The sequence below is a fragment of the Chitinophaga niastensis genome (assembly GCF_003014755.1).
Lineage (GTDB): Bacteria > Bacteroidota > Bacteroidia > Chitinophagales > Chitinophagaceae > Chitinophaga > Chitinophaga niastensis.
Genome location: NZ_PYAW01000001.1, coordinates 455,986 through 468,495, shown reverse-complemented (window position 1 = coordinate 468,495; position 12,510 = coordinate 455,986). Strand labels below are relative to the sequence as shown.

Genomic DNA, 12,510 nt, shown 5'->3' with positions numbered 1-12,510 from the left:
AGTGAACAGCAAATCAGAGTGTGTGTCTACGCGCCCTGCTTTCTTTTTAAGTATATGATAAAACGATAAACAAACCGCTATGTTAACAAGTTATCTGAAAATTGCATGGAGAAATTTGCGTAAGCAAAAGGTGTTTGCTACAGTTAACATACTGGGTATGAGCACGGCGCTTTGCGTGGCATTGCTGCTGTCGCTTACAGCCTATCGGGAATGGACCTACGATAATTTCCATGAAAATGGTAATCAGATATACCAGTTGATGACGGAAGAACATGGAAGCTTTCATACTAAGAAAGGTACCAGCATGGTTGAACCCCTGGCAGCTACCCTTAAAAAGGAAGTACCTGGCGTGGTGCGTACTACCCGTATTGGAGAAGTGAATATGCCTGTGAGATACGGTGCTAATCATTATTACCTGGAAGCACAAATGGTAGATGCAGATTTTTTGCAGATGTTTACATTTCCGCTGGTAGCAGGTAATAAGCAAGACGCCTTGCAGCAACTAAACCAGGTGATCATTACGCAAAAAACGGCAGCCTCTTTATTTAAGCAGGAAGAGCCGGTTGGTAAAACAATAGAAGTAAACCTGGGCGGCAAATGGCAGCCTTTGATAGTAAGCGCTGTAGCTGCTAATGTACCTGATAATTCAGGCCTGCAGTTTGATTTGCTTACCCGCTTTGAAAATGCACCGGATTACGTAGAAATCAAAGGTAAATGGGATGCTGCGAGTTATCCTTTGTTCGTACAATTAGATCCAGCTGTTACCGGGGCGTTGTTTGAGCGCAGTGTAATACCCATTGTGCATAAGTATTATGTAGAGAAACTCACCGATATCAAAAAAGACGAAGGCACATTGGTGATTAAAACCATTGGGTTAAAAGATACCCACCTGAACCCCGACAGCAGCTACTATAGTGGCTTAAACCAGTTCTATCCCTGGCTGATGGTAATACTGGCAACTATGATCATCGGAATTGCCTGTATCAACTTTATAAATCTCTCCATCGCAAGAGCATTTGGCCGTAGTAGCGAAATCGGACTGAGAAAGTCATTGGGCGCTATGGATAGCCAGTTGATGATTCAGTTTTGGAGTGAGGCCTTTCTCCTGTGTTTCTTTTCCTTTTTATTAAGTATTGTATTCACTGTTCTGGTATTGCCTTATTATAACCGTGTTTTTGGTCATGATGTAGCCCTGAGCCTGTTTCATAATCCGTGGCTGCTACTGGGAGCACTCACTGCTTTCTTAACTATTACCCTATTGGCAGGAGGTTATCCCGCCTGGAAAGTAGCACGTTTGAATATTGTACAGGTACTGAAAGGCAAGCTGGGATTAAGTAAGAGCAGCACAATGCGCAACGGGCTGATTGTAGTACAGTTTGTAGTAGCTATCGTATTAATTAGTTGTACCACTATCATCTGGCAGCAACTTAATTTCATACAGTCGGCATCGTTAGGTTATAATGCCATACAGGTGATCAGCATACCAATTGATAATGCGCCGTCTAACGCTTTAGCCGCTATGCGCAATAGTTTAGCGCAATTGCCGGAAGTACAGAGTGTTACCGGCAGTATGCTCAATCTTGGTTTGGGTAAAGATGGTTCTTCCGGAAACTGGACCCGTGGTTTTGATTATAAAGGCCGGCCGGTTTCTACGCAGAATATTATAGTAGATTACGATTATGCGAAAACGTTAGACCTGAAAATAGTTGCCGGACGGGATTTTTCCCGCAACTACGGAACAGATAGTACTGCTGTTGTTATAAATGAATTGATGGCAAAGCAGCTGGGAGAAAAGGATCCGATAGGCGTGGAGCTGATGATGAATGATAAGGTGCCACTGCATGTTATTGGTGTAGTTAAGGATTATCATTTTGAGTCATTGCGTAAGAAAATTGATCCACTGGTAATGACAATGAAAGACGCATCTTCACTGGGGTATATTTTTATAAAAGTGCAAACAAATAATCCTGTTAATGCTTTAAAGAAAATCCAGCAAACCTGGCGTAGAATTAATCCCCTGGCGGAACACGATGCTTCCTTCCTGGATGAAAATACACAACGGATGTACCGGCACGAACAACGGTTTTCAAAGATCTTTATGAGTGGCGCGTTGTTGGCGATCATCATTTCCTGTATGGGTTTATTTGCTATTGCTGTACTGGTAATGGCACATCGTCAAAAGGAAATTGGTGTTCGAAAGGTATTGGGTGCCTCTGTAAGTGGTATTGTGTTGCTGCTTTCCAAAGACTTTCTCCGGTTGGTGTTGGTAGCGGTAGTAATCGCTTCTCCTGTTGCCTGGTATTTTATGCACCGCTGGTTGCAGGGCTTTGAGTTTCGTGTTAATATACATTGGTGGGTGTTTGTAATAGCAGGTGTATTAGCCATATGTATCGCTTTTGTAACAATCAGCCTGCAATCAATAAAAGCTGCATTAGCCAATCCGGTAAATAGTTTGAACAGGGAATAATGAATTTAAAAAATGGAATCTCATATGTGGCAAAACTACCTGAAAACGGCTGCCAGAAATCTTGTGAAACGCAAGCTTTATACTGCTATCAATATATCCGGACTGGCCGTAGGTATTGCCAGCTTTATCCTGCTGGCCCTATATCTGCAAAATGAATGGACATACGATAAATTTCATGAGCATGCAGCGCAGCTGTACCGCATACGCATGGATTATGGAGAAAAAGACCAGCCGGTAGCGCATGTGGCAATGAATCCAAGTGCTTTGGGGCCTGCTATGAAGGATTTTCCGGAAGTAAAGGCGATGACCCGCGTGTACCCGCAAGGCGCTACCGTGAAGAATGGAGATAAAGTGATGAATGAGAAACGTTTCATTTATGCCGATGCAGCATTTTTTCAGATGTTTTCTTTCCCTTTACTGTCGGGGAATGCCGCTACTGTACTCAGTGGACCGGATATGGTGGTGCTGACGGCTGGTATGGCAAAAAAATACTTTGGTACTACTGATGTTGTAGGTAAAACAATAAAAATTAATAACGATAAAGATTTCCTGATAACAGGTGTAGCGGCAGATGTGCCTTCCAACACACACCTGAAATTTCAGTTTGTGGCGAGCTATGCATCTATGGGTAAGAAAGATAACTGGAATGCCCCCAACTATTATACGTATGTGCAGTTGGCAGATAATGCCACTATTCCTGGTTTGCACAACAGGATAAAAAGCCTGATCAGGGATCAAATAGGGGGAGCAGCCCCGGCCGGTGTTACTTTTGACTTTGTTCCTGAGCCGGTAACAGGTATTCATCTGTCTTCCATTGCCAGCCATTCAACAGAAGCCGGTGGTGATATCCACTATAATTATATCCTCACTATTGTTGCGATATTACTGTTGCTGATTGCCTGTATCAACTTTATGAACCTGGCTACTGCCCGTTCTTCCGACAGAAGCCGGGAAATTGGTGTGCGCAAAGCTTTAGGGGCACAGCGTGGACAATTGTTCTGGCAATTTATCGCAGAATCCACACTCATTACTTTTGCGGCCATGGTTACCGGCATTGCGCTGGCACTTATATTATTACCGGCGTTTAATAACCTGGCGAATACTAACCTGGAGGTAGGCCGGTATAACGGTTATCGACTGGGTATTTTATTGATTGGTATATTTTTATGCACTACTTTTTTTGCGGCTACTTACCCGGCTTTATTTCTGTCAGGATTTCGCCCGGTGCAGGTTTTGAAGGGAGCGCTGAACAAAACTACCGGCGGAGGTATACGTAAAACGTTGGTTGTTTTTCAGTTTGCGGCATCTGTGTTTTTTATTATTTGCACCCTGGTAGTTGGAAGGCAACTGTTTTATATTCAGCATAAAAAACTGGGACTGGATCGCTCACAGGTGCTGGTGTTGGATGGGGAGAAGCTTAACCCAAAGAAGCTGGAAGACTTTAAAAGTAAGTTATTGCAACAATCAGGCGTACAGTTGGTCAGTGCTTCCTACGATTCGCCGGTGGCAGTTGGTGGTGGTTATGGGCTGAGTTACGTTGAAGGTAAACCAGCCGGTTATAACATGAATATTACTGCTATCCCTGTAGAAAAAGATTATATCAAAACTATGGGCATAACGTTAGCCTCAGGAGAAGATTTAACAGGTGCTGATATTCAGGATGTTTTAAAGGAAGATGATAAACGTGTATATCATTTCTACTTAAATGAAACAGCTGTGAAACACCTGGGTTGGACAGCTGAAACGGCTATCGGAAAACGATTGAGCATGAATGGCCGCACAGGGCCTGTAAAGGGAGTGATGAAGGACTTTCATTTCGCCTCCATGAAAAGCAAAATTGAACCTATTATTGTTTTTCCGGAGTATGACTGGTTTGGTGAGATACTTATAAAAACCAGCGGCAACAATGAACAGCCAGTAATAGCCGGTGTAGAAAAGATCTGGAAAGATTATCTTCCGGGTGTACCATTTGAATATCATTTTCTGAATGAAGAGTTTGATGGACTATATAAAGCAGAATATAGAACCAGTGCAATTTTATCCACTTTTTCCACGGTGATTATCCTGGTATCCTGTCTGGGATTATTAGGCCTGGCAACTTTTACTGCGCAACAGCGTACAAAGGAAATTGGTATCAGAAAAATAATGGGCGCCTCCGTTAGCAGTGTGGTAGCGCTTTTATCAAAGGATTTCATGAAACTTGTTATCCTCTCACTTTGTATCGCATCTCCATTGGCCTGGTATGCCATGCATTATTGGCTGGAAGGATTTGCTTATCACGCAGTCCTGAGTATATGGATCTTTTTGGCAGCTGGTGCAATCGCCATATTTATTGCTTTACTGACGGTGAGTTTGCAATCGGTAAAAGCTGCATTGATGAACCCTATAAAGAGTCTGCGCTCAGAATAAATTCTTATATTATGTTTAAAAATTACCTGCTGGTTTCTTTTAGAAACATTTGGCGCAACAAAGCATTTTCCCTGATCAATATCATGGGATTGGCGGTGGGTATCAACGCTGCACTGGTGGTGTATTTAATGGTGCATTATGAAAACAGTTTTGATAAATTTCATAAAGACAGCGATCGTATTTACCGGGTAGTTTCTCATATTTATTTTACAGGCGATAGTGTGAGGAGTGCTGGTGTATCAGTACCAGTGGCAGCTGCCATGAGGGAAAATATTCCGGCAGTGGAAACGGCGGCGCCGTTTTTTATAAATGATATTACTAATAGAATAGCTATTGCAGGGAAAGAGTTTAGAAGTAAAGAAGTTATTATTTACGCAGATAAAGATTATTTCAGCCTGATTCAGTATAAGTGGTTATCAGGCTCTCCTCAAACATCTTTGCAGCAGCCATTTACGGTGGTGTTAACAGAAAGCCGTGCCCACACTTATTTCCCCGGATTGTCGCCATTAGATGTAATAGGAAAAGAAATCGTGTATGATGATTCTATTCATACCACCGTTTCCGGTGTGGTATCCGATCTGCAGGGGAATTCTGATTTTAAGTTTAATGAGTTTGTGTCCATAGCCACTGTGTATGGCAGTGGATTAAAACAATATTATGTATCAAGCGGATGGGATAATATCAGTTCCTCCACCCAATTGCTGGTGAAACTGAAGTCCACCGTGGATATGGCTAAGGTAACCGCGCAGTTGTCCATGCTCGGGAATCAACATAAGGGTGAAGGTAATTCCCGCACTGTTATGCAGCTGCAACCTTTCAGCGATATACATTTCAATACAGATTACCCTGATTATATCAATCATGCTGATCTAAAACAGTTATATGCCCTTAGTCTGGTGGCCCTGGCGTTGCTGGTATTGGCGGGTATCAACTTTATTAATCTTACTACTGCACAGGCATCGCGCAGGGCCCGGGAAACCGGTATCCGTAAATCAATGGGTGGTACGTTTCAGCAGTTGATGTTGCAATTTCTCGGCGAAACATTTATGCTTACCCTGCTTGCATCACTTACAGCCTTGATGGTAGCACCTTTGTTGCTGATGTTTTTTAAATCATTTTTGCCGGATGGCTTATCTGACACAACATTATATACATGGCCGGTACTGTTGTTTTTATTGGGACTGTCCATCGTAGTTACATTGTTGGCTGGTATTTATCCGGCGTTGGTACTGGCACGCTTTCAGCCGGTGGCAGTATTAAAAGGACAAATTAATGCGGCAGGTGGCAAAGTATGGCTGCGTAAAACGCTGACGATATCGCAGTTTATGGTAGCGCAGTTTTTTATCATTGCCACGCTGATAGTAAGTAAGCAGATCCATTATTCACTCAATAAGGATATGGGTTTCAGGAAAGACGCCATTATTACAGTGGCAACACCTTATTACAATGTGCAATATAATCTCCGTAATACCCTGCAAGAAAAGATCAGGACTATTCCGGAAGTGGCCATGGTGAGTATGGGAGGACAAACACCAGCAATGGACGGATCTATGTCCAATATTTTTATTTATAAAGATGGTAAAAAGGAGATCGCGCAAAATGTGGAAATGCGCTATGGTGATACTGCTTATGTACAAGTTTACCAGCTTAAAATATTAGCCGGAAGGAATCTGAAGAAAAGCGATACCGTCTCAGAATGGGTGCTGAATGAAAAGGCCACGAAAGCCTTCGGGTTTAAGGATCCACGGGGCATACTGGGGGTGATCATTAACAACCATCCGGTAGTAGGCGTGGTGAGTGATTTTAATACCCGTAGTGTGCATACAGAAATACCCGCTATGGCGCTTACCAGTTCAGCCGCTGAGCAGCACCGCATTATGCACGTGCTTTTGCGCAATCCGGGCAAAGGTGGTATGGTATGGAGTCATGCCATCACCAAAATTGAAAAGGCCTGGAAAGAGGTGTATCCCAGGGATGAATTCAAGTATGAATTTCTGGACAAAACCATTGAAAATCTCTACACTAGTGAACAACAAACCGCACGGTTATTAAACTGGTGTGCTGGTCTTGCTTTTTTTATCAGTGCCTTGGGTTTATTAGGACTGGTAATTTTCACTACTAATCAGCGTACCCGCGAAATAGGTATCCGTAAAGTATTGGGTGCTACCGTTTGGCAAATGGTAAGTTTGCTAACCCTGGATTTCATGAAGCTGGTAGTTATTGCCTTCGTATTGGCGATACCGTTATCCTGGTGGGTTATCCATCACTGGCTGGAGTCATTTGTTTACCGTACAGCTATGAGTTGGTGGATATTCGCTATTGGTGGCGCTGTGATGGCCATATTGGCGCTGGCAACTATAAGTGTAAAAACAATCCGGGCAGCATGGAGCAACCCGGTCAATGCATTAAGGTCCGAGTAAATGTTTAGCAATTACTTTTATTTATCTTGCTAAGCCATGTACGGCGGCATAAACAATTAATCAAAAAATAAACCGATCATGATACAATTGCAGAAAATTTCCAAGCATTACCCGGTTGGATTCGGAAAAAATGATATCCTGAAAGATATTGATCTTACTATTAACGAAGGAGAGTTTGTGTCTATTATGGGGCCTTCCGGTTCCGGTAAATCCACCCTGCTGCATATTATGGGATTGCTGGAAGAACCTTCTGAAGGACAATACCTGTTTGAAGGAGAAAGGGTAGATAAGATGAACGAGAAGAAACGTACCCAACTGCACCGCGGTTCCATTGGTTTTGTTTTTCAGGCGTACCACCTGATAGACGAGCTGACGGTATACGAAAATATTGAGACCCCATTACTCTATAAAAATATACCTTCCTCAGAAAGGAAAAGCCGGGTAGCCGATGTGCTGGATCGTTTTAATATGGTGGCTAAAAAAGACCTGTTCCCCAGCCAGTTATCTGGTGGCCAGCAGCAACTGGTGGGTATTGCCCGTGCCATTATAGGAGAGCCCCGTGTAATTCTGGCGGATGAGCCTACAGGTAACCTCCATTCTGATCAGGCTAAAATTATCATGCAGCTATTCAAACACCTGAATGAGCAGGATAAAATAACGATCATACAGGTTACCCACTCTGATGTGAATGCTACTTATGGCAACCGTGTCATCCAGATCCGTGATGGGCATATTCAACCATAATAAAGCCGCATCACTTTTAAAAATCTGTAAAAAAAAGATTATGTTGTACACTCAATTAGTGGGATATGATGCCATACCTACTAAAATTTTGCCTTCTATCAAGAAGGGTGGAAAAGTATCATCACAATTATTATATTTTTGGCATGTTATGAGAATATCCCGAATCACAGGAGTAATCCTGATCTTATTGTTTGCTAACATAACATCAGCTGTAGCGCAGGATACGTGGAGTTTGCAACGTTGTGTTGATTATGCTTTGCAAAACAACTTACAGGTAAAACAGCAGGTGGTACAAAAACGCCTGGCGGAACTTACGCTGCAGCAAAGTCGTCTGAACCTCATTCCTGGCTTAAATGGCAGTATGAATGGTGGTTATACAGATGGCCGCAGCCCCAGTCCCCAGACAAATACCTACGTAAATCAGTCTTATTTTTCTTCCAATGCAAGTCTTAATATGCAGGGAAGCATTTTTAACTGGTTTTCTAAAGCAAATACGATCGCAGCCAACAGATTTGATGTTGAATCCAACAGCTTTTTATTGGAAAAGGCACGTAATGATCTCGCTTTCAATGTGGCTACCGCATTTTTGCAGATCCTGCTTAATAATGAACAGGTAAAAGTAAACGAGGTCCAGGTAAAGCTTACCAGCTCTAACCTGGAGAATACCAAAAAACTCGTCATTGCGGGTTCTGTGCCGGAAAGTAACCAGGCCGACCTGGAAGCGCAGTTAGCATCGGATAGCACCAGTTTGGTTACTGCACAGAATAATGTGATTCTGTCCATACTACAAATGAAAGCCTATCTGAACCTGGGTTTTGACATCCCTTTTCAACCAGACATTCCGGAAAACATATTTTCACTGCCAATGGCACGTTTAGATGAAATGGCTCCGGAAATGGTATACAGTGCTGCGCAAACAAATTATCCTTTGGTGAAATCTGATGAGTTAAAAATTCAGAGTGCCACTAAAGCATACAAAGCTACCCGTGCCCAAATGTATCCATCCCTTGGGATTAATGGTGCGATGTACACTACCTATGCGAATAATTTCTTTACCTTAGCAGGTAAGCCAATACCATTTAACGACCAGGTGAGCAATAACCTGCAAAAACAAATAGGGCTGGGCTTATCTATTCCAATATTTGGTGGTTGGCAGGCACGTACAGCAACATCCAAAGCCAAGGTGAATATCTATAGCCAGCAATTGGTTCGTGACCTGGATAATCAGAAACTTAAACAGGATATTTATACCGCTCATGCCAATGCGGTAGCTGCTCTGCAGAAATACAACGCATCCACAACAGGTGTAATGGCCGCGCAGAAATCCTATGATTTTGCCACCAAACGCTTTAATCTCGGATTAATGAACACCATTGATTATATCACAACGCAGAGTAAACTGTTCAGAGCCCAGATCGACAAGGTTTCTGCGCAATACGATTATATATTTAAAATGAAATTGCTGGAGTATTACAGAGATCAAAAAATATCCCTGTAGCCTTCCAGGAAATTAAACTGCTTTATGAAGAAAAAGACACTTTATTGGCTCATAGGCACACTTGGTTCACTCGTTATTTTGCTCCTGGTACTTAAAGCATCCGGGGTTATTGGTAAGGAAGAAGCACCCAAAGTTGCTGTAGACAAGGCATCCCGCAAGAATATCATTGAAGTGGTTACTGCCAGCGGAAAAATTTATCCTGAAATAGAAGTAAAAGTAAGCTCCGATGTATCCGGCGAAATTACCGACCTGCTTGTGCTGGAAGGAGATTCCGTAAAAAAAGGACAGGTACTGGCACGTATATACGCTGATATCTACGGCTCTATGGTGGATAAGGCAGCGGCTTCCATGAGTCAGTCGCAGGCACAGTTGGCTAATTCTACCGCCTCTCTGAATTCCTTTAAAGCCCGTCTGGATCAGAATAAAGCAGCGTACAATCGTAACAAGGAATTGCTTGGACAGAAAGTGATTTCCAAAGTAGAATTTGAAACATCAGAAGCTACTTATCTCGCATCATTGGCTGATTATAATGCAGCTGTACAGTCGATAAACAGTAACAAATTTGCGGTACAGAGTGCACGGGCCAACCTCAACGAGGCCAATAAAAACCTGGGCCGTACCACTATTGCGGCACCTATGAGTGGCATTGTTTCCCTGTTATCTGTAAAGAAAGGGGAGCGCGTAGTGGGTACTGCTCAAATGACCGGTACTGAAATGCTGCGTATTGCAGATATGAATGCCATGGAAGTACAGGTAGATGTTGGAGAGAATGATGTACCTAAAGTAAAATACGGCGATACTGCTATCATTGAAGTAGATGCTTACAACAACCGTCAGTTCAAAGGAATTGTAACGCAGATTGCCAGTTCCAGTAAAGGTGCTGCCACAGCTACTGCTGCATCAGCATCTTCCGCAGAGCAGGTAACCAGTTATATAGTGCATATTCGTATTCTCGCAAGCAGCTATAAAGATCTGATTGATCCCAGCCTAAAGAAAAGTTTTCCTTTTCGCCCGGGTATGAGTGCCAGCGTGAATATTCAAACCAAACATGTAAATGATGTGCTGACTATTCCTATCAACGCCGTAACTACGCGTGACGCGGATTCTACCAAATCCGGTAATGATAAGAAGCAACCAACGCAGGATAATACTACACCTACCTCAGCTGCCAATACAAAGCCTGTACTGAATGAGATCGTATTTGTATTGCAAAAAGACAATACCGTTAAAATGGTAGCTGTAAAAACAGGGGTACAGGACGATGCCAACATACAGATCCTGTCTGGTTTAAGTGAAGGTGATCAGGTGATCAGCGCACCATACAGCGCCATCTCCCGTACTTTGAGTAATGGTAAAAAAGTGCAGGTAGTGCCGAAGGCGCAGCTTTTTGAAGGACAACCCAAATAGCGGTTAGCTATTAGAAACATAATAAAAAAACCGGATGGAAACATCCGGTTTTTTTATTTTCAGATGCAATTGCTAAAACGGGATCGTTAAAAGCTAACAGCTATTTCCTTATTTTGCATAAAAATTTTGCACTGTGAGCAATAGCATTGGTATAATTGGTAGTGGCAGTTGGGCTACTGCATTGGCAAAGATCCTGACAGATAACGGGCAACATATACATTGGTGGATCAGGAATGAAGATACCATCCGTCATATGCAGCTGCGTCATCACAATAAACATTACCTCACGTCAGTATATTTTGATACCAGCCTGCTCTCGCTCAGCAATGATCTGCTGGCGGTAGTGGAAGCTTGTGATGAGCTGGTACTGGCGGTACCTTCCGCTTTTCTGGAAGACGTTTTAAGCCAGCTTCCTGCAGATGCTTTGCAAAATAAAAAGATGATATCCGCTATTAAAGGGTTGGTTCCCACTAGCAATGTGCTCATTAATGAGTACCTGGAACAACAGTTTAATCTGCCGACAGACCAATACTTTACGATCACCGGACCCTGTCATGCGGAAGAAGTGGCCAACGAAAAGCTGTCCTATCTTACCTTTTCAGGTACACATCCTGAACACACCCAGCTTATTGCAGATAAATTTGCCGGTAGTTACCTGCAAACCATCGTAAACACAGACATGATAGGTGTGCAGTTAGCCGCTGTACTCAAAAATATTTATGCAATGGGTGCTGGTATCGCACACGGACAAGAATATGGAGATAATTTCCTGAGTGTATTTATTACCAATTGTTTCCGGGAAATGCAAAGTTTTTTAGAGAAATATGAAGAACAGAAAGCTGCTGTAGAAGGCACGCCGCCTGTAATACATAACTACAATGCCAGTGCTTACCTGGGTGATTTGCTGGTTACCTGTTATTCGCTGCATAGCCGCAACCGTACTTTCGGTAATATGATTGGTAAGGGTTACAGCGTAAAAGCAGCACAGCTGGAGCTGAATATGATTGCAGAAGGCTACTACGCCAGTAAGTGTATGCACGAAATGAACCGGAATATAGGTGCGTATATGCCCGTAGCACAAGCTGTTTATGCAATCCTGTGGCAACAGGTGCATCCTTCAGAGGCCTTCCTGGCGCTGGAGAAAGGGTTTATCTAACAGCTTTTAGCAATTAGCTTTTAGCTTTTAGTAAGAGATGCTAAAAGCTAAAAGCTAATTGCTAAAAGCTGCTAATAATCATCATAATCCTCATAATTATCTTCCCCAATCTTCATAATAGCTTTCACATTTGGGAAATACTGCCGTATCAGTGCTGATATACGGGTAAACAGGTACTCGCTTAATTCAGGCCCCTCGTAATACTCAATTTCATTTGTTTCATCAGATATGATGTATTCTGTGATACTGCGGTCTATAACAGCCTGAAACCGTCTTTCCCGGGGGAGTTTCCGCAAATTAACCTTGGTAGGTATACCATCTACATTAAAAGTGCATGCAATGTTTCGCATAAGGGCGGGCAGGTTTTAAAGTGAGAAAATGGTTGAGCTGTGTATGGTATAACCTGAGA

At 42.8% G+C, this 12,510-nt stretch carries 8 protein-coding genes; 7 read left to right on the top strand and 1 reads right to left on the bottom strand.

Annotated features, from left to right (window positions below; genetic code table 11):
• The first annotated feature begins 79 nt into the window (after positions 1 to 79).
• The 7 genes from CLV51_RS01965 to CLV51_RS01935 all read left to right on the top strand — a co-directional run bounded on the left by CLV51_RS01965 (position 80) and on the right by CLV51_RS01935 (position 12,101).
• Positions 80 to 2,467, top strand: a complete 2,388-nt coding sequence (locus tag CLV51_RS01965) for an ABC transporter permease (RefSeq protein WP_106526332.1) — start codon at positions 80 to 82, stop codon at positions 2,465 to 2,467.
• A 24-nt stretch (positions 2,468 to 2,491) separates the two neighbouring features.
• Positions 2,492 to 4,876: an ABC transporter permease gene (locus CLV51_RS01960; RefSeq protein ID WP_158266912.1), complete on the top strand. Its 2,385-nt coding sequence runs from the start codon at positions 2,492 to 2,494 to the stop codon at positions 4,874 to 4,876.
• A gap of 11 nt (positions 4,877 to 4,887) precedes the next feature.
• Positions 4,888 to 7,296, top strand: coding sequence for an ABC transporter permease (locus CLV51_RS01955; protein WP_158266911.1), 2,409 nt, complete (start codon positions 4,888 to 4,890; stop codon positions 7,294 to 7,296).
• Positions 7,297 to 7,374: 78 nt separating this feature from the next.
• Positions 7,375 to 8,040, top strand: a complete 666-nt coding sequence (locus CLV51_RS01950; protein WP_106526329.1) for an ABC transporter ATP-binding protein — start codon at positions 7,375 to 7,377, stop codon at positions 8,038 to 8,040.
• Between the two features lie 148 nt (positions 8,041 to 8,188).
• The gene (locus CLV51_RS01945) at positions 8,189 to 9,538 is read left to right on the top strand and encodes a TolC family protein (protein ID WP_158266910.1); all 1,350 of its coding nucleotides are present in this window, start codon (positions 8,189 to 8,191) and stop codon (positions 9,536 to 9,538) included.
• Between the two features lie 24 nt (positions 9,539 to 9,562).
• The gene (locus CLV51_RS01940) at positions 9,563 to 10,945 is read left to right on the top strand and encodes an efflux RND transporter periplasmic adaptor subunit (protein WP_106526327.1); all 1,383 of its coding nucleotides are present in this window, start codon (positions 9,563 to 9,565) and stop codon (positions 10,943 to 10,945) included.
• Positions 10,946 to 11,078: 133 nt separating this feature from the next.
• Positions 11,079 to 12,101, top strand: coding sequence for an NAD(P)H-dependent glycerol-3-phosphate dehydrogenase (locus CLV51_RS01935; protein WP_106526326.1), 1,023 nt, complete (start codon positions 11,079 to 11,081; stop codon positions 12,099 to 12,101).
• A 71-nt stretch (positions 12,102 to 12,172) separates the two neighbouring features.
• Here the strand turns inward: CLV51_RS01935 and CLV51_RS01930 are convergent, their stop codons facing one another.
• Positions 12,173 to 12,451, bottom strand: coding sequence for a hypothetical protein (locus CLV51_RS01930; protein WP_106526325.1), 279 nt, complete (start codon positions 12,449 to 12,451; stop codon positions 12,173 to 12,175).
• Positions 12,452 to 12,510 lie beyond the last annotated feature (59 nt).